This window comes from Bacillus sp. 05T22, assembly GCF_056396765.1.
This window is the reverse complement of record NZ_JBFTMC010000020.1, coordinates 26730-53149: the sequence shown is the minus strand read 5'-3', so window position 1 is coordinate 53149 and position 26420 is coordinate 26730. Positions and strand designations below refer to the sequence as shown.

At 34.2% G+C, this 26420-nt stretch carries 21 protein-coding genes and 1 pseudogene; 8 read left to right on the top strand and 14 right to left on the bottom strand.

What is annotated here, in order from left to right; all coding sequences use genetic code 11:
• The 6 genes from AC1DIT_RS09370 to AC1DIT_RS09345 all read right to left on the bottom strand — a co-directional run.
• Window positions 1–721 (bottom strand): carbon starvation CstA family protein (locus tag AC1DIT_RS09370; RefSeq protein ID WP_476998157.1); only part of this gene is annotated, 721 nt, incomplete at its 3' end.
• Between the two features lie 122 nt (window positions 722–843).
• Window positions 844–1560, bottom strand: coding sequence for a LytR/AlgR family response regulator transcription factor (locus AC1DIT_RS09365; protein ID WP_016112771.1), 717 nt, complete (start codon window positions 1558–1560; stop codon window positions 844–846).
• Between the two features lie 149 nt (window positions 1561–1709).
• Complete coding sequence (locus AC1DIT_RS09360; protein ID WP_476998156.1) at window positions 1710–2909, bottom strand: MFS transporter; 1200 nt, start codon at window positions 2907–2909, stop codon at window positions 1710–1712.
• Between the two features lie 185 nt (window positions 2910–3094).
• The gene (locus AC1DIT_RS09355) at window positions 3095–3835 is read right to left on the bottom strand and encodes a WecB/TagA/CpsF family glycosyltransferase (protein ID WP_016112773.1); all 741 of its coding nucleotides are present in this window, start codon (window positions 3833–3835) and stop codon (window positions 3095–3097) included.
• A gap of 14 nt (window positions 3836–3849) precedes the next feature.
• Entirely contained in the window at window positions 3850–4953 is a 1104-nt protein-coding gene (locus AC1DIT_RS09350; protein WP_016112774.1) for a glycosyltransferase, read from the bottom strand.
• Between the two features lie 86 nt (window positions 4954–5039).
• Complete coding sequence (locus tag AC1DIT_RS09345) at window positions 5040–6434, bottom strand: O-antigen ligase family protein (protein ID WP_016112775.1); 1395 nt, start codon at window positions 6432–6434, stop codon at window positions 5040–5042.
• Window positions 6435–6723: 289 nt separating this feature from the next.
• Between AC1DIT_RS09345 and AC1DIT_RS09340 the strand changes: the two genes are divergently transcribed.
• A complete protein-coding gene (locus AC1DIT_RS09340; protein WP_003202516.1) occupies window positions 6724–7356 on the top strand; it encodes a trimeric intracellular cation channel family protein in 633 nt (210 codons plus the stop codon).
• A gap of 163 nt (window positions 7357–7519) precedes the next feature.
• On the opposite strand, the gene AC1DIT_RS09335 is transcribed toward AC1DIT_RS09340, so the two are convergent.
• Complete coding sequence (locus tag AC1DIT_RS09335) at window positions 7520–8836, bottom strand: glycosyltransferase family 39 protein (protein WP_016112776.1); 1317 nt, start codon at window positions 8834–8836, stop codon at window positions 7520–7522.
• Window positions 8837–9297: 461 nt separating this feature from the next.
• Between AC1DIT_RS09335 and AC1DIT_RS09330 the strand changes: the two genes are divergently transcribed.
• From AC1DIT_RS09330 to AC1DIT_RS09320, 3 genes are all read left to right on the top strand, one after another.
• Window positions 9298–9810 carry an acyl-CoA thioesterase gene (locus tag AC1DIT_RS09330; RefSeq protein WP_003209287.1) on the top strand — a complete coding sequence of 171 codons (513 nt, stop codon included), beginning with the start codon at window positions 9298–9300 and terminating at the stop codon, window positions 9808–9810.
• Between the two features lie 488 nt (window positions 9811–10298).
• Window positions 10299–11753: an oligosaccharide flippase family protein gene (locus tag AC1DIT_RS09325; RefSeq protein WP_016112777.1), complete on the top strand. Its 1455-nt coding sequence runs from the start codon at window positions 10299–10301 to the stop codon at window positions 11751–11753.
• Between the two features lie 74 nt (window positions 11754–11827).
• Entirely contained in the window at window positions 11828–12649 is an 822-nt protein-coding gene (locus AC1DIT_RS09320; protein WP_016112778.1) for a glycosyltransferase family 2 protein, read from the top strand.
• Window positions 12650–12704: 55 nt separating this feature from the next.
• Here AC1DIT_RS09320 and AC1DIT_RS09315 read toward each other — a convergent pair whose 3' ends face one another.
• Window positions 12705–13640, bottom strand: coding sequence for an SDR family NAD(P)-dependent oxidoreductase (locus AC1DIT_RS09315; protein WP_016112779.1), 936 nt, complete (start codon window positions 13638–13640; stop codon window positions 12705–12707).
• Between the two features lie 54 nt (window positions 13641–13694).
• Complete coding sequence (locus tag AC1DIT_RS09310; RefSeq protein ID WP_016112780.1) at window positions 13695–14267, bottom strand: TetR/AcrR family transcriptional regulator; 573 nt, start codon at window positions 14265–14267, stop codon at window positions 13695–13697.
• Between the two features lie 129 nt (window positions 14268–14396).
• On the opposite strand from AC1DIT_RS09310, the gene AC1DIT_RS09305 reads away from it, so the two are divergent.
• The gene (locus AC1DIT_RS09305) at window positions 14397–15989 is read left to right on the top strand and encodes an ABC-F family ATP-binding cassette domain-containing protein (RefSeq protein ID WP_154214585.1); all 1593 of its coding nucleotides are present in this window, start codon (window positions 14397–14399) and stop codon (window positions 15987–15989) included.
• 169 nt (window positions 15990–16158) lie between these two features.
• On the opposite strand, the gene AC1DIT_RS09300 is transcribed toward AC1DIT_RS09305, so the two are convergent.
• Window positions 16159–17634: a glycosyltransferase family protein gene (locus AC1DIT_RS09300; RefSeq protein WP_016112782.1), complete on the bottom strand. Its 1476-nt coding sequence runs from the start codon at window positions 17632–17634 to the stop codon at window positions 16159–16161.
• Between the two features lie 578 nt (window positions 17635–18212).
• Here AC1DIT_RS09300 and AC1DIT_RS09295 point away from each other — a divergent pair.
• Together AC1DIT_RS09295 and AC1DIT_RS09290 are read left to right on the top strand one after the other, a co-directional pair.
• Entirely contained in the window at window positions 18213–18593 is a 381-nt protein-coding gene (locus AC1DIT_RS09295) for a GtrA family protein (protein WP_016112783.1), read from the top strand.
• 43 nt (window positions 18594–18636) lie between these two features.
• Window positions 18637–19614: a glycosyltransferase family 2 protein gene (locus AC1DIT_RS09290; RefSeq protein WP_016112784.1), complete on the top strand. Its 978-nt coding sequence runs from the start codon at window positions 18637–18639 to the stop codon at window positions 19612–19614.
• A 246-nt stretch (window positions 19615–19860) separates the two neighbouring features.
• Here AC1DIT_RS09290 and AC1DIT_RS09285 read toward each other — a convergent pair whose 3' ends face one another.
• Complete coding sequence (locus tag AC1DIT_RS09285) at window positions 19861–20736, bottom strand: TetR/AcrR family transcriptional regulator (protein ID WP_476998155.1); 876 nt, start codon at window positions 20734–20736, stop codon at window positions 19861–19863.
• A gap of 149 nt (window positions 20737–20885) precedes the next feature.
• Here AC1DIT_RS09285 and AC1DIT_RS09280 point away from each other — a divergent pair, with 149 nt between their 5' ends.
• A complete protein-coding gene (locus tag AC1DIT_RS09280; protein WP_016112786.1) occupies window positions 20886–24014 on the top strand; it encodes an efflux RND transporter permease subunit in 3129 nt (1042 codons plus the stop codon).
• A gap of 25 nt (window positions 24015–24039) precedes the next feature.
• Here AC1DIT_RS09280 and msrB read toward each other — a convergent pair whose 3' ends face one another.
• From msrB to AC1DIT_RS09265, 3 genes and pseudogenes are all read right to left on the bottom strand, one after another.
• Window positions 24040–24465 (bottom strand): peptide-methionine (R)-S-oxide reductase MsrB, encoded by a 426-nt coding sequence (gene msrB, locus AC1DIT_RS09275; RefSeq protein WP_375337735.1) that lies wholly within the window; start codon window positions 24463–24465, stop codon window positions 24040–24042.
• 72 nt (window positions 24466–24537) lie between these two features.
• Window positions 24538–25005 (bottom strand): annotated as a pseudogene (gene msrA, locus AC1DIT_RS09270) (peptide-methionine (S)-S-oxide reductase MsrA); the annotation flags it as partial.
• 99 nt (window positions 25006–25104) lie between these two features.
• A complete protein-coding gene (locus AC1DIT_RS09265) occupies window positions 25105–26139 on the bottom strand; it encodes an AI-2E family transporter (protein WP_016112788.1) in 1035 nt (344 codons plus the stop codon).
• Window positions 26140–26420 lie beyond the last annotated feature (281 nt).

Sequence of the window (26420 nt, the reverse complement as noted above, 5' to 3'; positions counted from 1 at the left end):
CAGCTACATACTGCCCTCCAACAAGAGATAAAAGAAGTAAAATAATACCGATAACTGATCCTTCTCCAATACGCCCTGGGCGAATATAACGCATATAAACACCCATTAAAATAGCGATTGGAATTGTCGCTGCGATCGTAAACATTCCCCAAGGGCTACCGACAAGTGCTTTCACAACTACTAAAGCTAATACTGCTAATAAAATGATCATAATACCTAAAATACCAATCATCGCAATTAATCCTGTTACAGGACCAATCTCATCTTTAATCATTTCGCCTAATGATTTTCCATTACGTCTCATGGAAGCAAATAAAATAACAAAATCTTGTACTGCTCCTGCAATTACAACTCCAACGATAATCCAAATTGTTCCTGGTAAATATCCCATTTGTGCTGCTAAAATCGGCCCTACTAATGGACCTGCTCCTGCAATTGCCGCAAAGTGATGTCCAAATAATACCCATTTATTTGTTGGAACATAATCCTTTCCATCATTTAGCGTCTCAGCAGGTGTTTGCCGATTATTATCTAGCTCAAATACTTTTTGTGCAATAAATCTACTATAGAAACGATAAGCAACTGCATATACAGAAACAGCTGCTACTAATAGCCATACAGCATTAATTGTTTCACCTTGTGATAGGGAAATTACACCAAATCCGGTTGCTCCTAATGCTGCGATGATACCCCAAAGTAAAATTGACTTAAACGCCTTCACATACAATCCCCCCTATACTACTTCTTAGTGGAGATTGTACTAAATTTTCTGAATATTTAATTTGAATCCTCCTTATCATGAAGGATTCTTATGTTAACATGTTGAAATTCACTTACAACTTGTCATAGTTCAATTTTATTTCGAAGTCGTTTTACATAGTTTCGACTAACAGGAATCGGTTTCTCATCATACCTATCTAAATAAAGGTTATACGTTCCATTATAATAAGGCTTTAATGCCTGAACATGCATAACATTTATTAAATAACTTTTATGAACACGTAAAAAATCATATGCTGTTAATTTATTTTCCAATTCTTGAAGTGTATATGTTGAAATATACTGATTATTCGCTGTATAAATTGAAACCGTTTTATTCTCCTTATTCTTACTTACATATACAATATCCTCTGGAAAAATATACGTAATCCCTTCATGACTTTCAATCGGAAGTTTTCGCAAATGGCTTTTTATTTTCTTTCCTTTGTCTTGTTCCATTCTATATACGAGAAATTGTAAATCTTCTTCACGAAATGGTCGTAGTAAATAATAAAACGCTTGGAAGCGAAAAGCTGTTATCGCCTCTTCTATATCCTCACCGATAAAAATAAACTTTGTATCGCAATTTAATTGTTGTAATAAACTAGAGAGTTCAAACCCTGTACCATCTTTTAACTCTGTATCTAAAAAAACGAAATCAGGAATATGCTTTTTAGCTACTTGTAAAGATTCCATTCCTGTTCCCGCTTCAAAGCACTCTACATTTCGCATATTTTCTGTAAATATCTCAATGAATCGATTTCGATGTTCTGCATCTTCCATGATAAGTAAAATTTTCATCTGCCCAACCACCTAATTCTTTTGTCCATATGTCTTGTTGTATACATTCGCCTTAGTAAGAAACAATCCCTTTTTCTAGCCCTATTTTCTATACCATCACTTCCCTTAAAAACAACAAAAAAGGAAGCCGCTTGGGCTCCCTTCTTTCGTTATACCAACTCTTGCTGCTTCGTTTCTTGCCCTAGCACAACTACTGCAAGCACTCCAATTAAAATGGAACCGCAAAAAATTGTAAAGATCAATGAAAGAGACGCTTGTGAAGCAACAAGATAACCTACTAGCAATGGACCGAGAATACCACCAATACGGYCAAATGCTGCAGCCATACCTGCTCCAGTACCGCGAATTACTGTCGGATACTGCTCAGGTGTATATGCATATAACGCACCCCATGCTCCTAAATTAAAGAAGGACAGTAACATTCCTGCTATCACCAATGTTGTAAGCGATTCAGCTACTCCAAAGACGTACGCACTGCATGCTGTGCCAATTAAGTAAGTAACTAACACAAATTTACGGCCGAGGCGCTCAATAAACCATGCAGCAGTAAAGTATCCGGGAAGCTGTGCCAATGTCATAATTAATACGTACTGGAAACTTTTTATTAGACTAAATCCTTTTAGTACCATTACACTTGGTAACCAAAGAAACATGCCATAATAAGAAAAGACAACACAGAACCATAAGATCCATAACATAATCGTCGCTTTTCGATATTCTCCAGACCAAACCGCCTTTATATTTGTAATAACAGATTGTTTGTTCTCAACTTTTTCAAATTGCGGCGAATCTGGTAGATTCCATCGTAAATATAGTGCATAAAGAGCTGGAATCGCGCTTAATACCATCGCTACTTGCCAGCCATACTTTGGAATTACAAAATAAGAAATTAGAGCTGCAATTAACCAGCCAACCGCCCAAAAGCTTTCTAGTAATACAACAATTCTCCCGCGTTCATGAGCCTCAACACTTTCAGATACAAGTGTCGAAGCTACTGGTAATTCTCCACCAAGCCCCATACCGATTAAAAAACGCAATATAAGAAACATAGCTAATGTTGTTGTTAATGCCGTTAAACCACTACCGATAGAAAATAATAATAATGTCATAATAAAAACAGACTTGCGCCCCAACTTATCTGCTAATATGCCAAATAAAAGTGCTCCCACCGCCATACCAATAGAATTGATACTTCCGATCCATCCCATCTCCTGACTACTTAATCCCCATTCTTTTTGCAGCGCAACGATGACAAATGAAAGCATGCCAACATCCATTGCATCAAATAACCAACCAAGCCCCGCTATTCCAAGAAGCTTGCGCTTTGAAATTTCTTTTATATCCCCCACTAGAAGTCCTCCTTACACAGGTGTCTTTACACTTCATTTTACATGTGTATATTGTATAAGTAAAATACTTTTATCCCTATTTTCACTTAAAAGCTTCCTTTTAATCTTCCCATAAAATAGAGCTTCCATTAGTGGAGAATACTACATTTTTAGCTTTCACAAATAAAAAAAGTAGCGATATTTCGCTACTTTTTCGAACGCATCACTTCTTTTAGAAATTCAGCTAATACAAGCTGACGACGCCAACGCGTCGGATTGCTACATAGACGGTAAAACCATTCTAGATGAATTGCTTGAATCCATTTTGGTGCACGTTTTACTTCTCCTGCCCAAACGTCCAGACTGCCACCTACACCAACAGCCACTTTTGTTTGTAAGCGATGCTTATTATTTTGAATAAAGTTTTCTTGTCTTGGGAATCCAAGAGCTACAAGTAAAATATCCGGTTTTACTTCTTGAATGCGAGCAATGATGCCCTCTTCCTCTTCTTGTTTAAAATACCCATCCTGCGTACCAACAATAGATACAGCTGAATAAGTTTTTGTTAAATGATCAGCAGCACCCTTCACAACATGTGGTTTCGCTCCCAGTAAAAAAACAGATACAGATTTATTCTCTTTCGATAACGCCCCAAATAAATCACTCATTAAATCAAAACCTGCTACGCGCTCTTTTAATGGTGTCCCTAGCATGCCACTTGCCTTTACAACACCAATACCATCCGGTGTAATCAAATCTGTTTCTAAAAGGGTTTGATGAAAACTTGAGTCTTTTTTGGCACACATTACGATTTCCGGATTCGCTGTTACAACTTGAAATGTATGAGTTTGTTCTGATTCTAGCTGCTTCATGATATATCGAATTGTCTCTTCCATTGTCATCGTAGAAAAAGGGACACCTAAAATATCAACTGTTTGTACTGCCATAATTATAATCCTCTCTATTTCAATAAAAGTTTTTTATATGCTTTATGAGTATCTTCATATAGATTTCGTAATGAGAAATGAGAAGAAGCATGCTCATACAAACGTTCACCCATCACTGCTAATTCACCATTCTCCCACTTCTTATATCCTTCCTCTAATGCACTTGCTAATGCATGTGCATCACCAATTGGCACAATCCATCCGTATGTAGGATCGACAATCAACTGTTCCATATCACCAACATTCGTTGCAATAGACGTTAAACGTTGATTTGCAGCTTCTAATAACACAAGCGGAAAGCTTTCACTATAAGAAGTTAATAAATTAATATCGGCGGATGCATATAATTCTTTTACATCCGAACGATGACCTAAAAATAATACTTTATCTTCTAACCCTTTCTGCCTTACTGCTTCTTTCAACTCTTCTTTAATCGGGCCATCGCCAACTAACAATACTTTCATATTAGGAATTGTTATTTTTTGCAAGGCATCGAATAAAATATTATGCCCCTTTACAGGGTGAAGGCGGGCTACTTGAATCGCTGTAAATACTCCTTCTTGTATACCTAATTCATCTTTTAAGTTATAAGGTTTCGCTGGAATGTCATCATACTCAATCCCGTTATAAATGGTACAAATTTTATCTGCTGGCACACCGAGTGCTACAGTATTTCGCTTAAAACGTTCTGTAATTGCAAAAAACAAATCAACTTTCTTATATGAATATAAATTTAACTTTGTAAAGATCCAACCTTTCAAACCACGCTTCATAAAATCAAGAGTTGGATCACTATGAACCGTTGTTACCCATTTTGCACGTATCTTCCTTTTTAGAAGAGAAAGATAAAAGTTCGCGCGCGCACCATGTGTATGTACAATATCAAAGTGTCCTTCGTTAATAAACGTACGTATTTTAGAAAGAATCGATATGTCATAACGAGATGATTGAGAAAAAACGTGCACTTTCATTCCGAGTTCTCTTGCTTCTCTAGCAATTGCACCTTCTTCAAACACGACTAGTTCAACTTCAGTTTTTGGAAATTGCGACAAAAGTGAAATAATGTGAGTTTTCCCGCCACCTTCTTCTGCTCCAGCATTCATATGCAACACTTTCATCTCTTTCTTCCTCCATCTTTATGTTCTCTTATAGTTTACTATAACAAAAAATAAAAGCTAACGTGACGCTAGCTTTTATTTTTCTATCATTCAATTTCTAAATCAACAATTAAATATGCAAAAATTACAGCAAAATAAATACTTACTCCAGGCGCTGTAAATACATGTCCCGCTATAAATGCAATACCCATACTTAATCCTAGTGCGGTTGCTAATAACCCGTATCTTACTGTAAATACCTCTTTAAACCTAGTTACTAGTACGAGAAGAATTTTCACACCGAAGTATAAAAATGGGATTAAAAGTAGGATGAAACCGACAATCCCAAATGTATAGAACCAATCATGAAAGTCCCTTTCAATTAGCTTCGGTTTCTCTTTGAAATTTCCAGCATATCCCATACCGAATAATTTTTGAGATGCTGGAGCTTCTGCATAGTAATCTTTATACATTTTCTCAAATATCTCACGTCCACTGAAGATTATTGCTTGTGTTTCCTCTTTTTTCTCTATTTCTTTTTCTTTTGCTTTTTCCTCTTGTGTTACAGGTGGTTTATGGTGCGTTTTTTCTTCCTTCTTTTCTTCTGCCTTTTTCACTTCTTTTTTCTCATCAAGAATTTGGACGTGAAATCCCATATTTTTTAAGAATGGCGAAAACGGTGTATATGCTAGTGCTCCAGCAAAAACAACAGTCGCAAGGATGCCATTCAGTAAATATGACTTCTTATTTCTATCTTTACGCTGTAAAAATGCCTGAACAAAGCACATGAAAACAGCAACAACCATTGTGCCAAAAATGGCTCCAACTCCCACCTTCGTACCAACAGCAAATAATGAGAAGATAATTAAAATAGAAGGAATCCAAAAATAACTTTTTGCTATGCTTGTTGTTTTTTCAATTGAATATAGAACGACGATTGGGCATACAACTGCTAAAATGGCCCCTAATTCATTTCCTGCATAGAACCAACCACGTGAACCAAGTTTCACCCAATCGTAGCTATTATAATCAGTTCCTGTCGCAATCGAAATAACCATGATACTATTTATGATTAATGTTGAATATACAATATAGTTACGCATTTTTGAATATGCATTTGCTTTTTCACGTAATGATTTAAACACAAAAATGTAACAGGTAAGCATAATAAATGGATATAATGCTTTTGCTATAAATTTAATTTCTTCTCCCAACATGATAGGGCTTTTGACCAATTTATTATTTACTAAACCTGCAGCAAGAACAATTCCAACTACTATTAAGTATATGATATATTTACGATTTTCTTTTTCTCTTGCCTGAAATAAAATATAGATTCCACCAAGAACCATTACAAATAGACGCGTAATAATTCCAATTGTCGTATCAATCTTTAAAACCATGATGCAAAATGACGTGAGTAAGTCTAAAACCGGCTGTAACATAATGAAAATCAATAAAAAATTCCCAAATTTATTACTTAAATTATTATTTCCTAACATCTCGAACCCCCATAACTATCATTACCTTATCTCACTTTATACAATTTACAATAAGCCTCTAACTCGTCTCAAATATTTATTATAACATAATTTTTTAGTTAACCACTTCCTATTTATGCAGATAAAAGATAATAAATCCCCTTCTCGTATGTCACATATCTCGTATCTTCAAACGCTTTCTTTCCCCATTTTTTCTTTTTTTCTACATGTAACGAAAAGTAATTGTTATTTCTAAAACTTTAGTGTATATTTTGCTCTGGAACATCTTTAAGAGGAAGGGATTAGAGCTATGTTATTAATCGAAATATTTACGTTTCTTGGCATTGTCGCCGCTGCCATTTCTGGTACATTAGTTGGTTTAAAGAAAGATCTAGATTTATTTGGTGTCCTTTGTTTAGCTGTAGCTACTGCACTCGGTGGCGGAATTATTCGTGATATTATGATTGGTAACCTACCTCCCGTTGCATTTGTACAACCGATTTACTTTTTGGTCAGTGTATTAGCAGCTCTCTTTACTTGTATGTTTTTTGAACGCATTAATAAACTTCAAGTTGTAATCATGCTTTCAGATGCTGTCGGTTTAGGCGTTTTTACTGCTATTGGCGCAAACGCTGCAATGTCGCATCACGTTGATGCTTCATTCTTAGTTGTTTCGATGGGTGTTATTACAGGTATTGGTGGAGGGATTATGCGCGATATTTGCGCTCAAGATATTCCCTATGTATTCCGTAAAGAAATCTATGCAATTGCTTCTATTCTAGGTGCAATTAGTTTCCTAATTACGTATGAAATGGGTGCACACGTATTAGCCTTTTATATCTGTTTACTAGTAACATTCATCATACGTGTAGTCACTGTTATATACAATGTGCATTTTCCAGTCTTCTTTAAGGCTCATGCAAAAGCTAATAAAAGTCATTAAGAGAATTCAAATCGAATTCTCTTTATTTATAATAGTTACTCCTTATTGCCTAAATATAAGAAAAAACTCACCGTTTAAAAAACGGTGAGTTTTTTCTTATCACACACTTCAAGATTCCCCTAAAAATATAGGATCAAACCTTCCTGCTACGCAAGACTTCACTTTATTTTTTGAAAAATAGCTTTTGACAATAGAATGACAACATATATACACCTAAACTTTGTAAAATGAAAAGACTTGGTATCGTTAAACCATCGTACACAATATCTGCATTAAAGAGCTTCATTCCAATATATCCTGTTATAAGTAACAGTAACAACATATAGCCTTCGCTCTTTTGTTTCTGAATAAGGAAATGTAAAAGCGCAATTGACATAAATAGAGTTACAGCTATAAAGATGAGTTTTTCACCTTTTAGCAATATCCCATTCATTCCCTCTGATGATACCTGAGCTATACTTGGCTTAACCACAGCTAACCGCTCTGTTTCTAACTCTTTTAACTTTTGACTCAAGCGCTCTTTCATACTTTGTGCTTGAACGGTTTCTTGTTTATTACGCTCTTCTCCGATTAAAACCGATTGCACATACGCATCGTTAGAAATGGCATACTGTTTTATTCCCATCGCTTGAATCCCATAATTCACAGCAAAATGAGTAACATAAAATACGACTAAAACCCCTATCAATTTTAACAATACATTTTGTTTATCTGCATTTTGGAATATTTCCACTAGCAAGACATACACAATTACTAAAATAAGTATAAATATGCCTACTGGATACATCATATTACTAAGAGCAAATAGTATCGCGGCACATGCCCACATGTAAGAATGGCTCAATCCTTTATGTAGTAATATATAACTCGCAAAGTAAAATAAAAATATAGAGAATAATTCCCCTGTTAATAATGAACATGAAAGAATATTTGGCAAATATAGCGAGTAAAACACTGCAGCAATTCGGCCACATTCTTCTTGAAATAAACTTGCAGCAATTCGATAAATGAAAAACGCTGTTCCTGCGCAATACAAAACATTAAAAAATTGCAAAACAAATGTAGCATCGCCAAACACACGAATCAATACTGACTCATATATAATGAAAGGTAATTGACTAACAACAGTTACATTACTGCTTCCTAGCGCAACTTGTTTTGCAGTCTCATACATAGCTCTCATATCACCTATAACTGGAGCATCAAAAAAGAGAACTGCTCCAAGCCTAACAAGCACTGTCATACTCATTAGAAAAATGAGAAACTGTTTATCCGTAAATCGATATTGCAAAATAGAAGCAAGAAGTAAAAGGAGTATCACGAAAATTGATAGCACAATCGTTAAACTTGTGGCGCTTCCTCCCAAAAATTGCTTACTTCCCTCGAAGGCGTTCCAGCAAGAATAAACAAAAAAGGCAAGCATAGTTCCAATAATTATTTTACTAAAAAAAGATGAAAACCCTGTTTGTATGTTATTCATATGTATATTGCACCTCTATTTCCATTCATAACACAACGATTCTATCATGAATGGACACATGACGGTTAGAAAATTTATCCCGCTATTTGCGAGCAAGTAATACTCTCACCACGAAATTCAAACAGAAGGAGCAGAATTAACTAGGAGATGAACTGCCCGTAAAAGTACTGATTGGTTAGTGCTAATAATCAATGAGGGATGAAAAAAACTACTGATTAAAGTTTCACTTTATATAGAAAAATATAACATTCACTTTTTCGCTTGCAATGTAAGCGAAACCTCTTTTACACTACAATCTATACAAATTAAATTTTCTTTCAGTTACACGCATGGAAATACAATATTATTCTATTTTAATGAAGTAAACTTTTTATCGGATCTCAATCGTCTAAATAACAAATAATATTCGATAGAAAATACCCATCTTTTTTATATAGGAAACAGAAATAGGAGTAGATTATATGGACAAAAAATTTATGAGAGAATCAAAAGCAATTAAAACAACGCGTGTTTTCCCAAATGATTTAAACAATCATCAAACATTATTTGGCGGAAAATTATTAGCGGAAATTGACAGCATCGCATCTATTGCAGCAGCAAGACATAGTAGGAAACATTGCGTAACGGCCTCCATTGATTCCGTTGACTTTTTAACTCCAATCCATCAAACGGATTCCGTTTGCTACGAGGCATTCGTTTGCTATACTGGAAAATCTTCTATGGAAGTATTTGTGAAAGTCGTTGCAGAAAATTTATTAGAAGGGGAACGCCGCATTGCTGCTACTTGCTTCATTACATTCGTAGCATTAAAAGATGGCAAGCCTTCTTCTGTACCTCAAGTGTTACCAGAAACAGAAGAAGAACATTGGTTATACAAAACTGGAAAAGAACGTGCACAAAGCAAAAAAGAAAATCGTTCAAAAAGTAAAGAAATGGCTGATGTATTAACACTGAGCAAACCTTGGAGTGTATAAATTAAAACATCCATCAATTAAGGAGACTGCCTCAAAGTAACTGAGTAGATACTTTAGGGCAGCTTTTTTATTTACATAAGAATAATCTTCCTTTTCTAATATAATTAGCATTGCATTCTGTCTAATTTCACTCTTGTTACCACATGAATTTCAAAGAGATCTATTCCGTACCTTTTACTTGCATCCCCTCTCTATGTTCCTTTGTATTCACCGTTACAGAGATTTCATAATACCACTATACTTACTATATAATCGTCCACTAGCCTAAATACAAATAGAACAAATCTCATATTTCACCTGAAGTCTTTATTCTATCTGACCTATCAACCAATAGTTGCTTTACAAAGTTTATGTGAGGTAAACTTATACCCGTAGTTATTAACTACAAGTAATAATAATTGATTCATTAAGGAATCTATTCCAATAACTAATATGATTCACATGAAAGGTACTTTATTTGACTTTCATTTGTGCGGAAAGGTGAAATTATGCAAAAGTCACTTGTATCAAATATTTTCTATAAAATATTGCTCAATACCTTTAATATCATTCTTCCAATTTTAGTAGGCCCTTACGCATACCGAACACTCGGGGCTACTTCAATAGGAACCGTTAGCTCCGCTGAAACCATTTTTAATTATTTTTTCATTTTTGCTGTATTTGGTGTATATCAATATGGATTACGTGAAATCAGCTTAGTAAAAAATGATAAGAAAAAAGTTTCACAATTGTTCACAAGTCTATATGTGATTAACTTTACAACCAGTATCCTGGCTCTAGTGACATTCGTACTCTTTAGCTACCTTGGATATGGTGATCAGAATTTATTTCCTGTACTGCTCATTTTCGGATTCAATTTTATTTCAAATTTGTTTTACGTAGAATGGTTTAACGAGGCACATGAAAATTATGATTTCATTACGAAGAAAACAGTTATTGTCCGACTTACTTATGTCGTGCTTCTTTTCGCTCTAATTCACGGAGTGGATGACTATAAAAAATTCGCTGGCTTATTAGCTTTATCAACGTTTTTAAACCACATTATTAGCTTTGTATATGTGAAGCGTCAAGTCAAATTTGATTTTTCTAATTTAACAATTGTTCCACATTTAAAACCTTTAGTATTAGTCGTTATCTTTTCAAACGCCAATATGTTATATACACAATTAGATCGCCTCTTCTTATTACAAAATAAAGGAGAAGCTACGGTCGCTTTCTATGTGATGGCCTTCCAGATTATGACTATTATTAACACACTTATGTCAAGTGTTGTACAAGTTACAATTCCAAGGCTTTCTTATTTATCAGGAAACACAAATGATGGAGAATATGAATCATTACTAAACAAAATTTCAAAAGTATATTTCATTACGTTGTTCCCAGCCGCTATTGGTTTAATGCTTATCGCTCATGGAGCCGTTATTATTTATGGCGGAAGGCAATTTGCTGGAGCTGGTGACACATTAATGGTTTTCGCATTTTATATGATTTCAGTAGGAATTGAATCTATTTTATCAAACCAAATTATTTATGTAAAAAAGAAAGAAAGTATTTTAGTGCGTTTTTTATTCATTTGCGGTTTTATAAACCTTGTATTAAATTTTGCGCTTGTATTCTTTCATGTACTTACACCAACAACAGCTATTATTACAACAACGATTGCTAACTGTGCATTAATTGTATTGGAATATATTTATATAAAAAAGAAATTAAAAGTAAATTACACATTATTCGATATGCAAAAGCTAAAATACCTGTTTTATTCACTAACATTTTTACCAATAGCATTCTTAGTGAATACGATAATTTCCGGACAAATTCTACAAGTGATCGTCACAATGTTAGCATGTGGATTGGCTTATGCACTTATCCTATTCATAGCGAAAGATGAAATTCTCTTTATGCTGTTAGACAAAATAAAAGCAAGATTTAAAAGAGTTTAATGTAAAATGACGTAAGAAATACAAACTCTTTTCTGTATATGAACAAATGAACCCTCTTGAAGGAGCTGTTACAATTGAAATTTTCTTTAATCATGGCCACTTGCGGCAGACGTGATGACATTCTTGATTTACTAAACTCATTAGAAAAACAAACTTATAAAAACTTTGAGCTCATTGTAGTTGACCAAAACGATACACCAATTTCTGATCTCTTTGAAGATTATAAAGAAAAATTTTCCATCAACTATATTTATACGCCTATTAAAGGATTATCCCGTGCCCGTAATGCAGGATTAAAAGTAGCTGATGGTGATATTATCGCATTTCCGGATGATGACTGTATTTATGAAACAAACGTGTTGGAAAGCATCCTAGAAACATTTAATAAGGATAAGGATATTCAATTTATATCAACAAATACTACAAATGTTGAAGGAACAGGCTCATTAGTACATGCACCAGAAACAGATATTATTTTAAATGATAAATATGGATTCATGGGACCGTCTTTCACACTATTCTTTACGAAACAATTTGTGCAAGATGTTGGTACATTTGATGAAGACTTAGGTGTTGGATCAGGAACAATTTACGGAGCTGGTGAAGAAACTGACTTCGTACTACGCGGTATGAAAAATGGATATACAGGACTATTTAAAAAAGACCTATTCGTATACCATCCAGTAAAAGAGGAAGTCATTAATGAGCAATCATTAAAAAGAGCCATTTCCTATGCCGGTGGTTTCGGAAGAGTGATTCGTTTACATTATGGCTTCCCATACTTTTTACGTGCGGTTGCAGCCGCTACATTCCGTATGACGCAAAATATTTCGAATGATAAACGCAAATTCCATGCAAATCGTTTAAAAGGAATCGTTCGAGGTTATTTTAAATAGAAGAAAAAAGAAGAGCAATCGTTCAATATTAGAACAGTTTGCTCTTCTTTTTTATCTAATTTCTCCCCTCCAAAAACAAAATAGTCTCCTTTAGTCCCTCACGGTAAGATGTCTTTGGCACTTTACCAATACAACTCTCATACTTTTCTCCACTCAATACAACCGGTTCTTCTGTCAAATACAACATTTCTACAAACTCTTTCATTTGTTTATCAAATAAACCAAGCATTCCAATCATACGTTTTTTCACAGTCATTATAGGCTTCTTATATCCGGTTAATTCTCTTATATGCCCGATTATCTCTTCCCCTGTAATTACACCCACTCCTGGTATGTTCCAGTTTTGCCCGTATGCACTATCACGTAATGCTAATTCAACAATCGCCTTAGCTCCATCCGGCGTAAAAATATATTCCCTAGCAAGCTTCTTATCCCCGACAAAGCTAGATGTTTTATTTGCAAGAACACCTTGTAACGTATGATGAACAAGCGTACTTTCTGCATTTGGCCCATAAAAATCTGGGAAATGAGCAGTAAGTACCGGTACACCAGCCTGTTTCGCCATCAATTCAAGCTGCAAACGAATTTTCCCCTTCTTTGTATGTGGATTCTTTACAACCTCTTCCGTTACCTTCCCTCGTCCTTGTCTTCCATACGCATAAATATTATCTACCATCGCTAATTTAGCACCGTGATGTTTCGTCGCTTCTAATATATTTTTTAGTAACTCTGGCTGTTTTATCTCCCAATCCGTATACGGAATATTTACAGCATGAAAGATCACATCTACATCTTTAGCAGCTTCCATTATATCTGCTTTCTTAAATACATTTCCCGCTATTATTTGTATTCTTTCCTCATCGTAAAACAGCTTTTCTAGCTTTTCCTTATTTCTCGCAAAAGCAATTACATCAATCCCTCTCCCGCACAATTCCTTTGTAATTGCATATCCCATTGCTCCAGATGCTCCCAATACTAACGCCTTTTTCATCTTAATCCCCCTTTTAATTAACCGCCGTTCAATTAATTGTAAAAAGAAAATCACTTACATAAGAAGCGATTTCGCAATAAAATTCACATGTGCAGCAGCTAAATCTTGCACATCTTCAAACGTTTGATTACTTCTACAATAATGTGCAACAAATCCATGTAATGATAAGAAAACAGACCATATTGTCATTACATTTATATTCCCTTTACATAAGGAAGATATAACAGAAGCAAACTTTTCATAACTAACATTTGGTCCATCTGCTAAACATTCTTTTAATTCATCATCTTTAATTAAGAACATGATTTCATAATGACTTTGATTTCGTAAACCGAATTCAATAAATCCGAATAAAACTGCTTTTAATTGCTCTTTCTGCCCTAAATTTTGAGCAGTGACTTCATCTAACTTTTGATTTAATAACTGAAAATCCTGCTCTACCATCGCATAAAACAGTTCTGCTTTATTTTTAAAATGATAATAAATTGAACCATGACTATATCCTAATTCTGATGCAATTTTACGCATTGAAGTATGTTGATAACCCTGTTTTATAAATAAATCCCTCGCTGCATTCATAATCATTTCTCTCGTTAATTCTTGTTTAACTGCTCTTCTTGGCGACATTTCTCATACCTCACAATTTAATTAACCACCGTTCAATTACAGTATATTCCTTTTATAAAAATAAGCAACCCTATTTTTGAAAAAATATACATTTTGAAAGGATAGCATTATATCCAAGAATTTAGTATCATGATTCAAGATACTATTTTGAAATGGACGGAGGACATTATGAGCTTATTAACAGTTGAAAATTTAGGTCATACATTTGGTGATCGTACACTATTTAAAGACGTATCAATGCGTTTATTAGCAGGAGAACATGTTGGTTTAGTTGGTGCAAACGGCGTTGGTAAATCAACATTTATGAATATTATTACTGGACAACTTATCCATGATGAAGGACGCGTAGAATGGACACCTGGTACACATTACGGATATTTAGACCAACATACAATATTAACACCGGGCAGAACGATTCGTGACGTATTAACAGATGCGTTCTTACCTTTATTTGAGAAAGAAAAAGAACTCAATATCGTTACTGAGAAAATGGGAACAGCTACGCCGGAAGAATTAGAAGAACTTCTTGATCAAATGGCAGATATTCAAGATGCGCTTGAAGCAGGTGGTTTCTATTTATTAGATATTAAAATCGAAGAAGCTGCACGTGGTCTTGGAATTGATGCAATTGGATTAGACCGTGATGTTTCTGCATTAAGTGGTGGGCAGCGTACAAAAGTATTACTTGCAAAGCTATTACTTGAACAACCAGAGGTACTATTACTTGATGAGCCGACCAACTATTTAGATGTTGAACATATTCAATGGTTAACAAATTACCTAAAAGAATATCCACATGCGTTCCTTTTAATTTCCCATGATACGGAATTTATGAACAAATGTGTTGATGTTATTTTCCATCTAGAATTCTCAAAAATGACGCGTTACACAGCGACATATGAAAAATTCCTAGAGCTAGCTGAAATCAATAAAAATCAACATTTAAACGCTTATCAAAAGCAGCAAGAATTCATTAAAAAACAAGAAGATTTTATCGCAAAAAACAAAGCTCGTTATTCTACGACAGGCCGTGCAAAGAGCCGTCAAAAACAACTAGATCGCATGGAGCGTATTGATCGCCCAGAAACAGCAATTAAACCGGAATTCTCTTTCAAAGAATGTCGCGCAAGCAGTCGCTTTGTCTTTGAAGGTGAAGATGTAGAAATTGGATACACACATGCATTATTACCAAAATTAACGATGACAATTGAGCGTGGAGAAAAAATCGCGATTGTTGGATGTAATGGTGTTGGTAAATCAACATTATTAAAAACAATCCTAGGTAAAATTAAACCATTAAGCGGGAAAACAAGCCTTGGTGACTTCTTAGAACCTGCATACTTCGAACAAGAGGTAAAAGCTGAGAATTTAACACCTATCGATGATGTATGGAATACATTCCCAAGTCTAGATCAGCATCAAGTTCGGGCAATGTTAGCACGATGTGGTTTAAAAAACGAGCATATCTCTCGTCCATTAAGCCAATTAAGCGGTGGAGAGCAAGCGAAAGTCCGTCTATGTAAATTAATGGGTGAAGAAAGCAACTGGATCCTGTTTGATGAACCAACAAATCACCTTGATGTTTCAGCTAAAGAAGAATTAAAAAAAGCTTTAAAAGCATATAAAGGAACAATCCTTCTTGTATGTCACGAACCAGATTTCTATGAGGATTGGATAACGAAAGTTTGGAATGTAGAAGAATGGGCTGGGCAAAACGCTTAATTATCTATAATAAAAATCCTTCCGTTAATGCGAGATAAAAAACAAGCAGCTGTTCTAAACAGCTGCTTGTTTTCTTAGCTTATTCTTCCATACTAAACATATAAGTACTACCAAAAGAACAACTATATAGCTTTTTTATTAATAATACTTCTAAGGATATGATATCTTTCTATCTTATTTTATAATTCATCCTGTTAATAGGATCGATATCATTTTTCTTATTATAAATTTGACTAATACCATAAGCAGCTAAAATAACCATAGGCATTGTAGCAGAATAATGATATCTTGGCGCTACTTCTACCAACATTTGTGCTAATGTTAACCCTATCGTGTAAAGACAAATAATGAAAACTGAAGATTTATTTCTATTTTTAAATGCTTTCAAAACACCTATCAATGAGGTTGCAATTAAAAAATAATAAAAAACATTAGACATTACAGCGTATCGTACATTATGATCTATTACTGATTGTGCATATCCAACAGCTTGACTATCTTCACCTAAAAAAATGATAAACTTATCAAAAAATAGCTTTGGAAAATCTATACTACCACTTTGTATTCTCTTCTTTGCTTCTTCTAACATTTGTTTTTGAACCTCATTCGCAGTCCATCCTGGTCTATCATTGTAATGTAAAAGCAATTCAGAGTCTGCCGCATTCCATGTTCCTGAACTTTCCGTGTTAAATCCTACATAAAAATTGTATCCAGGTGTTGATGCTATCTCTTCTCCCAAACGCAATGTTATATAATGATTTGCTGCTGAAGAAAAAACAAAATATCCCAATATGATAACGCCTATATATGTCACCTTATTTAAAAATATTTTTTTATTACCCATATGCCCTGTATCTATTATAAAAAGCCATATAGCTAAAGCTATGATAGGCACCGCTGCAATTGGACGTACCATATTCATTAACGTAAGTAATGCAGCTAATAAAACTGAATAAAGGAGCAATTTTTTAACACCCATATTGGGGAGCTTCTCATAAACAATAATCATGATCGCCCAAATTAACAGCAGTATTGTACAATACAGCGGTTCAGAAATTGCAAACATATTATAAATAGTTTGTGAAGGCAAAAGAATCCATAAAATACTTGCAGTTATTGCTGTTTTAACACCGCCAATTTTTCTACATATAAAATATATTAATCCCATTGATATCGTCGACAATACTACATTAACAATAGGTGGAATCATATAACTTACTCCAAATATTTTAAAGAAAATACTTAAGAATGATGCATATCCAAAAATATGTGGAAAAAGCGCTACATACCTGCTACTAATAACAAAATTTTTGCTGAGTGATTCTGCAGTATAATAAAAAGTTGCATAATCTACGAGTGGCTCAATTTTATATAAGAAAATCCAAGTTAATTTAACTGCCAAACAAGCAATTAATAATACCAAAAAACATTTTGTTTCGTTTAATTTTTCAAGATACATTGAACCTTTTCTAAGTATAAAAGTCCCAATCAAACACAAGAATAAAAAACTAACTACCAATAATACATAATTGTGTTTTTGCGTATCAGAGAAGTAATTAATAATTAATACTGAAGCAAAAAACCCGTAAATAATGTATACGGTTCGTGCCGAAAAAGTTGATAACCCTTTTAAAAATGCGTTCAACAATTTCACTCCTTTTAAATTATATTTATACAAGAATATTACAAGAGCATCTTTATATTGTTCACAAAAACATTCCTAAATACTGGTCTACATTACTTTATAAAACACGGAATAACCCAAAAATTCCCGAGTATTATTTTCCTCATTAAAACAACTCTCATATATCCCAATCATTGGATTCCACTACAAATTACTATACATTAATAACACTGGGATTGCCATATTCGATTTGGTACCAACGATTAGACTAATCAAAGTTATATGAAAGGAAATTTTTAGTCCCTTATATCAAAATTGTAAACAATAAGAATTATATTTCTAGGAGAAATTCCCCATTCTCCCTTTCATCTCGCCTAACTTTTTTCCTTCAAGAAATTTTGCAATTAAAACATTATCATTTCTAAATATTGGGATTAAAATAAAAAATGCTATTCGTAGTAAAAAAATTAATCTACCCAAAATATGTAACATGTTACTAACAACTATGCTATAATTGTTAGTTGTTAGTTGTTATGTACGAATAACATTCCAGTACAATCTATTTTATTTATATATTTTATAAAGATGAGGATACTATTATGGAGAAATTCTTAAAGTTCGGTTTAGTAGGAATCTTTAATACACTGATTACAATTATTAGCTATATAATCTTAGTTAAATTTGGAATGAATTACCTTATTGCAAATATTATTTCTTATTTAATTGGCGTTGCAAATAGCTATTATTGGAATAAAAATTGGGTGTTTCGATCTAACGGTAAAAATCTATCAATTTTTTTAAAATTTCTGATTGTAAATCTAATCGTATTAGCTTTTAATACATTTAGCTTGTTTATATTGGTAGACAAACTTTTATATAATGAATTTATTGCACAAATTTTTGCGATCGGTATTGGTATGATGATAAACTTTTTCCTTAATAAAATTTGGACGTTTAATCAAAGCGAAAACTCCTACTAATTAGAATCTATTAAAATTTATTGAAACTATGGAGGACAGAAACATGGACAAACTCGTTTCAATTGTAGTTCCTATGTATTTCGAAGAAGAAGTAGCACAGGAATGCTATAATCGTTTAAAATCTGTCATGATTCAAAATAATATCAATTATGAATTTGTATTTGTAAATGATGGAAGTACAGATCGAACAATGGAAATTTTAAAAGAAATTGCTGCAAACGATTATCGTGCTAAAGTCGTTAATTTCGCACGTAATTTCGGTCACCAAACAGCTGTAACAGCAGGTATTGATTGCGCAAGTGGAGATGCTATCGTAATTATAGATGCAGACTTACAAGATCCGCCAGAAGTCATTCCTGAACTTATAGCAAAATGGCAAGAAGGCTATGAAGTTGTTTATGCAAAAAGAAAGCAACGTAAGGGTGAAACTTGGTTTAAACTTTTAACAGCTAAATATTTTTATCGCTTCTTAAACTATATGTCTGATATCGATATTCCAAAGGATACAGGTGATTTTCGAATTATCGATCGGAAAGTAGCCGATGTTTTCAAACAAATGACAGAGCGAAATCGTTTCATTCGCGGGATGATGTCTTGGGTTGGATTTAGCCAAACATATGTTGAATATGAAAGAGATGAACGTTTTGCTGGTGAAACAAAATACCCACTAAAGAAAATGATTAAATTTGCATCAGATGGTATTATTGCATTCTCCACAAAGCCGTTAAGAATCGTCATGACTTTAGGTATAATGTCTGTTTTCATCTCCATTGCAGTTCTACTATACTCTGTTATTGTAAAATTAATCGGAAAAGATATCCAAACAGGTTGGGCATCTATTATGGTTGCCATTACCTTCTTCAGTGGAATTCAATTACTTGGCCTTGGAATCGTTGGTCAATATATTGCTCGTATTTATGATGAAAGTAAAAACCGTCCAATTTATATTGTGAAAGAAACAATAAATGTCGATCAGAAAGATACTTCTGAGCCTAAAAGAGAAACAGTAAGTTCATTATAAATAGAAACAAAAAGGTATCGTTGTAAAATATAACGATACCTTTTTTATCTCGCTATTCGTGGACAGTAATACTTCCACGTCAAAATTCAGTAAAAGCAAAGAAGTTAGGCGGGAGATAAACTGCCCGTAAAAGCCCAATTGGTGAAGGCTAATAATCAGTGGGGATGAAGCCCTCACTGACTAAAGTTTTACTTTATATAAAAAAACGACTTTTTCTCATATCAACTCTTTACGATAACCACAAACTTATAACCCTTTTATATTATAATACCCTTTAAGCCGTAATTTAAAATCCTTCAAATCAGGATAGGCATTTAAATTTGCTAACATTCCCTGAATAACAGGAATTCTTGGATTTAGCAACCTCATTTCAGCTTCAAGAACATCTAAAGTCACTAATAACTCATCATTTTCTAATTGATCTGCTAATGTACGTTTGAACGTAACAATTTCCTGTAAAAAGTGCTCTTTTGCCTGCTCTTTAATAAGCTCTGAACTACAAAAGAATTGTCCCAGCTTTTCTTCATGTAAAACAGGCGTATCCTTAGATTGTATAAGACCTGCTACAAGATCATCCATCCTCTTTAAAATAAATGATGAAACATGAAATAAATCTATTTCAGCTACATTTAAAATAATTAACTCTAAATAACCCCTGCATATCCCTTCTACCATAATAACAAGATCTAAAAGATATGGAGTAACCTGTCCACCATAAATTGATAATAAACTATTTCGATAAAATGCATGTGACTCGAGCTTCATTCTCATCATAAATGCTTCTACTTCTTTATTAAAAGGAATTGCATTTTCTCTCGCGTGCATAATAATGAATTCCTTATGTTTTTGTACATCGTTAAATTGACAATGTAGTTGTTTTTCAAACTTTTCACGTGGCAGCAATGATTCTCCATCAATAGCCAGCATCTTTTTATGGATTTTGTCATAATAATATCGGAGTGTTGCTAATAACAATTCATCTTTCGATTTAAAATATAGATAAAATGCTCCTTTTGATATACCGCATGCTGTTACAATCTCTTGTACCGACGTTGCGTTCACACCTTTAGTTGCAAATAACTTCATTGCCATTTCTATAATTAAACGTTCTTTTTCTTTCATATCTTCTCTCCTAATTCAATCTCGCATCATAACATTTTAACTTACTTTTATTATACCATCCCTTTTCATTGACGAGTGACCACTCAGTCAGTTATATTATGTATTAGACTGACCGCTTGGTCAATACACGTTAAAAAGGGAGCGCAAACATGAACAAAATCATTAACTTCTCGTTAAAAAATAAGTTCGCAGTTTGGCTACTAGCCATTATTGTTACCATTGCAGGAATTTACTCTGGTCTTAATATGAAACTAGAGACAATTCCTGACATTACAACCCCTGTTGTAACGGTAACAACGGTTTATCCTGGTGCTACACCAGCAGAAGTAGCTGATAAGGTATCGAAACCGATGGAAGAACAGCTGCAGAATTTAAATGGCGTGAACGTTGTCAGTTCTTCCTCTTATCAAAATGCTTCGTCTATTCAAGTAGAGTATGACTTTGATAAGAATATGGAAAAAGCTGAAACTGAAATTAAAGAAGCACTTGCAAATGTAAAATTACCAGAAGGCGTGAAAGACCCAAAAGTTTCTCGAGTAAACTTTAATGCCTTCCCTGTTATTTCATTAAACGTAGCAAGTAAAGATGAATCTTTAGCTGCCTTAACTGAAAAAGTTGAAAAAAATATCGTTCCAGGATTAAAAGGGCTTGATGGTGTTGCATCTGTTCAAATTGCTGGACAACAAGTAGATGAAGTACAACTTGTCTTCAAAAAAGATAAGATGAAAGAATTAGGTTTAAGTGAAGATACTGTTAAAAATATGATTAAAGGTTCTGACGTATCCTTACCACTTGGCCTATATACATTTAAAGATACGGAGAAATCAGTTGTTGTAGATGGTAATATTACAACACTCAAAGCTTTAAAAGAAATGAAAATTCCTGCTGTCCCTTCAGCAGCAAGTGGCCAAGGTAACGCTGGAACAGGAGCAGGTTCCCAAGCCCAAGCACCTCAGATGAATCCAGCTTTAGTTGGCGGAATCCCAACTGTTACATTAGATGAAATCGCCGATATTAAAGAAGTAGGAAAAGCCGAATCTATTTCGCGTACAAATGGAAAAGAAGCAATCGGCATTCAAATCATCAAAGCTGCTGATGCAAATACAGTTGATGTCGTAAATGCGGTCAAAGACAAAGTGAAGGACTTTGAGAAAAAATATAAAGACTTAGAAATCATCTCAACATTTGACCAAGGTGCACCGATTGAGAAATCAGTTGATACTATGCTTAGCAAAGCAATATTTGGTGCCATCTTTGCTATTGTTATTATTATGTTGTTCTTACGAAACATTCGAACAACATTGATTTCTGTTGTCTCTATACCACTTTCTTTATTAATTGCTGTTTTAGTATTAAAACAGCTGGATATTACACTTAATATGATGACGCTTGGAGCGATGACCGTTGCCATTGGGCGCGTTGTCGATGATTCGATCGTTGTTATTGAAAATATTTACCGACGCATGTCCCTATCAGACGAAAAATTAAAAGGTAGAGACTTAGTTCGTGAAGCGACAAAAGAGATGTTTGTTCCGATTATGTCTTCAACAATTGTAACAATTGCAGTCTTTTTACCTCTTGGACTTGTAAAAGGTATGATTGGTGAAATGTTCTTACCGTTCGCTTTAACAATTGTCTTTGCCTTGTTAGCTTCATTACTTGTAGCAGTTACAATTGTACCAATGTTAGCACACTCTTTATTTAAAAAGGAAAGTACAAGAGAAAAACAAGTACATCATGAAGAAAAACCAAGTAAATTAGCAAATGGCTATAGACGCCTGCTTGGATGGGCATTAAACCATAAAATCATTACATCTAGCCTTGCTGTTCTTTTATTAGTAGGTAGCCTTGCACTTGTACCAATTATCGGTGTCAGTTTCTTACCATCTGAAGAAGAGAAAATGATTATTGCAACGTATAACCCTGCACCAGGGCAAACTTTAGAAGATGTTGAAAAAATTACAACAAAAGCTGAAAAACACTTCCAAGATAAAAAAGATGTAAAAACAATTCAGTTCTCATTAGGTGGAGAAAACCCAATGAGTCCAGGTAAAACAAATCAAGCTATGTTCTTCGTTCAGTATGATAATGACACAAAGAACTTCGACAAAGAGAAAGAACAAGTTATTAAAGACTTACAAAAGATGACAGGAAAAGGTGAATGGAAAAGCCAAGACTTCGGAGCAAGTGGCGGTAGCAATGAAATCAAGCTGTACGTATACGGAGATAGCTCAGAAGACATCAAACCTGTTGTTAAAGATATTCAGGACATCATGAAAAAGAATAAAGATTTAAAAGATGTTGACTCTAGTATTGCAAAAACATACGCAGAATACACATTAGTCGCTGATCAAGAAAAATTAAGTAAGATGGGGCTAACCGCTGCCCAAATTGGAATGGGACTTTCTAATCAACATGATCGCCCTGTTCTTACTACAATCAAAAAAGACGGTAAAGATGTTAACGTATATGTAGAAGCAGAAAAACATGATTATCAAACAATTAATGATTTAACAAATCGTAAAATTACAACACCACTTGGCAACGAGGTTGCTGTTAAAGATGTTATGACTGTAAAAGAAGGTGAAACTTCCAATACAGTAACACATCGTGATGGTCGCGTTTATGCAGAAGTAAGTGCAAAATTAACATCTGATGATGTTTCTAAAGCATCTGCTGCTGTCCAGAAAGAAGTAGATAAAATGGATCTTCCTTCTGGTGTAGATGTTTCTATAGGTGGTGTTACAAAAGATATTCAAGAATCATTTAAACAACTTGGCCTAGCAATGTTAGCTGCGATTGCCATTGTATACTTCGTTCTTGTCGTTACATTCGGCGGTGCACTTGCACCACTCGCAATCTTATTCTCGCTACCATTTACAATCATCGGTGCCCTTGTTGCCTTATTGATTTCTGGTGAAACGTTAAGCGTATCGGCAATGATTGGTGCCCTTATGTTAATCGGTATCGTTGTAACAAATGCAATTGTTCTCATCGACCGTGTTATTCATAAGGAGCGCGAGGGGCTATCAACACGCGAAGCATTGTTAGAAGCTGGCGCAACACGCTTACGCCCAATTCTAATGACTGCAATCGCAACAATTGGTGCCCTTATCCCGCTTGCACTAGGATTCGAAGGAAGTGGATTAATTTCTAAAGGTCTTGGAGTAACGGTAATTGGTGGGTTAACAAGTTCAACATTACTAACACTTCTTATCGTTCCAATTGTTTATGAGGTACTCAGTAAGTTTAAAAAGAAAAAGAAAACTGTAGAATAAAGAAATAACCTCGCAATATGCGAGGTTATTTTTTATTTCCGAACAAGATTAAAAAATCTCCATAGCCTTCTTTCTCCAATTCCTCTTTCGGAATAAACCGAAGCGCTGCTGAATTAATGCAGTAACGAAGACCATTCGGACCTGGCCCATCTGGGAACACATGCCCAAGGTGAGAATCGCCTTCTTTACTTCTTACTTCCGTACGCGTCATATTGTGACTAACGTCCATTTTCTCTTTTACACTAGCGGACATCACTGGTTTTGTAAAACTCGGCCAACCGCATCCACTATCGAATTTATCTAAAGAAGTAAATAGTGGTTCACCAGAAACAATGTCTACATAAATTCCTTCCTCTTTATGATTCCAATATTCGTTTTGGAACGGGGGCTCTGTACCATTTTCTTGTGTTACATAAAATTGCATATCTGTTAATCGCTCTTTTAAATGCACATTATCTTTCGGCCAATGCTTTTTAATAAACGCATCGCGTCCTGATCCTTGGCGATATAATTCATAGCGAAATGCATTTTTCTTATGATATCCTTGATGATACTCTTCAGCTGGATAAAATGTAGTAGCAGGGAGTATTTTTGTAGCAATTGGTTTCGAAAACCGACTGCTCTCAGCAAGTGCCATTTTTGAAGCTTCTGCTTGTTCAAGTTGTTCTTCACTATGATAAAAAATTACAGTTCCATAAGATTGTCCACGATCATGAAATTGACCTCCAATATCTGTTGGATCAATTTGCCTCCAATAAATGTCTAATAATTTTTCATATGGCATTTTATTTGCATCGAATGTAATTTGTACCGCTTCATAATGCCCTGTTGTTTCAGAACAAACTTCTTTATAAGTCGGGTTCTCTTTATACCCACCCGTATAACCTGAAACAACCTGTATAATACCTTCCATCTCTTCAAATGGTGAAACCATACACCAGAAACACCCTCCTGCAAACGTTGCAATTTCTACCTTTTCATTTATAGTCATTTATTTCACCCCAATTATTTAATTCTTCTTACAGTATGGCATAAGAAGTTAGAAGTTATAAAAGAAAAAGCACCGGCGTCCGATGCTTTTTCTTTTACTCTATTTTTCAGCAGAATCTTTTTCTATCTCATCGCTCGTCACATCTAACACATCTAATAGGAACACAAAAATTGGTATACCAATAATAAGCCCCCACACACCTAAAAAGTGTTCAGAGAAAGTTAATACCATAAATGTATAAAAAATCGGTAAATTCGTTTTTTGTGACATGAATTTTGGATTTAACACATAACTTTCAAGTGCATGAATGAAAGTAACAATAATTATAATATAGACAACATATGTAATGCCACCAATATTATAAGCAATCATGCAGAGTGGAATTAGCGAAATAATTACACCAGCTACTGGAATTAAGCCGAGTAAAAAGATCATTAACGCTAAACCAAGCAATTGTGGAAATCCTAAAATCCATAGCGCAATAACAGATAAAACGCAATTAACAATAGCAATTAAAAACTGCGCTTCAATTACTTTTCCGAAAGAACGTGCGAATTTCTTTCCGAAATATTCAATTTCATTATAAAAAATGGCAAGTCTGCTCTCTTTAAATTTCGCGGTAAAAGCGACAATACGTGCCTTCTCAAGCAAGAAGAATAAACTTAAAATAAGAGAAAGGAAAAATTGCAGCCCAAATTTCCCAACATTGGCGATGGATTTATAAAGAATGTCCACACCTTGACCAATATATTTGGAAAGCTCCATATGGTTAATGGCATTAATTGCTGCCTTTATAATTTCATTATCTGGTGGATTTTTAAAGAATACATTAAACTGGTAGATTAATTGTGAGATTTGCACCGTTAGTACTGGCAGATACTTAACTAACGTAACAGTGATTCCACCAACTAACGTCACATATAATAACGCTATAATAATTTTTCGATTAATCGGCATAAAATGATCGAGTTTTCGAGAAATAAACTTTTGGAATCGATCCATTAAATACGTAAGAATGAACGTAATTAAAATTAAATTAAACATACTTTGTAGCCCATATAATATAAGAGCCAACAAGAGCAGTACGAGTAATCTTTGGAATCCTTTGCTTTGAAACAGGCTTTTCATTTGCATAATCGACGAGTGATCTCTCCTGTCCTATAAAGTGAGACTTTAATAAGTGGGATTTTCTTTATCTCTCCCACAAATCGAGTGCTTATGGACTCTCCTACCTATCTTCTTTGCTTTCGCTAGATTTAAGATCAAGATACATTAGCTACTTTCTATTTTACAATACAATAGTCCTTTTCAGAACGTATTATCCAAAGTATTAATGAAGATTTAAGGAAAATCTCATTTATTTTTATATAAAATAGGTCTTACCACTACTGTAACACAAAAAGCAAGCTATCAGT

Coding starts and splice junctions, on each gene's coding strand:
- AC1DIT_RS09345 (WP_016112775.1), bottom strand. CDS start 6,434: ATGTTAGGAAATAATAATTTAAGTAATAAATTTGGGAATTTTTTATTG.
- AC1DIT_RS09310 (WP_016112780.1), bottom strand. CDS start 14,267: ATGTCGCCAAGAAGAGCAGTTAAACAAGAATTAACGAGAGAAATGATT.
- AC1DIT_RS09365 (WP_016112771.1), bottom strand. CDS start 1,560: ATGAAAATTTTACTTATCATGGAAGATGCAGAACATCGAAATCGATTC.
- AC1DIT_RS09325 (WP_016112777.1), top strand. CDS start 10,299: ATGCAAAAGTCACTTGTATCAAATATTTTCTATAAAATATTGCTCAAT.
- AC1DIT_RS09290 (WP_016112784.1), top strand. CDS start 18,637: ATGGACAAACTCGTTTCAATTGTAGTTCCTATGTATTTCGAAGAAGAA.
- AC1DIT_RS09315 (WP_016112779.1), bottom strand. CDS start 13,640: ATGAAAAAGGCGTTAGTATTGGGAGCATCTGGAGCAATGGGATATGCA.
- AC1DIT_RS09335 (WP_016112776.1), bottom strand. CDS start 8,836: ATGAATAACATACAAACAGGGTTTTCATCTTTTTTTAGTAAAATAATT.
- AC1DIT_RS09285 (WP_476998155.1), bottom strand. CDS start 20,736: ATGAAAGAAAAAGAACGTTTAATTATAGAAATGGCAATGAAGTTATTT.
- AC1DIT_RS09350 (WP_016112774.1), bottom strand. CDS start 4,953: ATGAAAGTGTTGCATATGAATGCTGGAGCAGAAGAAGGTGGCGGGAAA.
- AC1DIT_RS09280 (WP_016112786.1), top strand. CDS start 20,886: ATGAACAAAATCATTAACTTCTCGTTAAAAAATAAGTTCGCAGTTTGG.
- AC1DIT_RS09355 (WP_016112773.1), bottom strand. CDS start 3,835: ATGGCAGTACAAACAGTTGATATTTTAGGTGTCCCTTTTTCTACGATG.
- AC1DIT_RS09305 (WP_154214585.1), top strand. CDS start 14,397: ATGATTCAAGATACTATTTTGAAATGGACGGAGGACATTATGAGCTTA.
- AC1DIT_RS09265 (WP_016112788.1), bottom strand. CDS start 26,139: ATGCAAATGAAAAGCCTGTTTCAAAGCAAAGGATTCCAAAGATTACTC.
- AC1DIT_RS09340 (WP_003202516.1), top strand. CDS start 6,724: ATGTTATTAATCGAAATATTTACGTTTCTTGGCATTGTCGCCGCTGCC.
- AC1DIT_RS09330 (WP_003209287.1), top strand. CDS start 9,298: ATGGACAAAAAATTTATGAGAGAATCAAAAGCAATTAAAACAACGCGT.
- AC1DIT_RS09295 (WP_016112783.1), top strand. CDS start 18,213: ATGGAGAAATTCTTAAAGTTCGGTTTAGTAGGAATCTTTAATACACTG.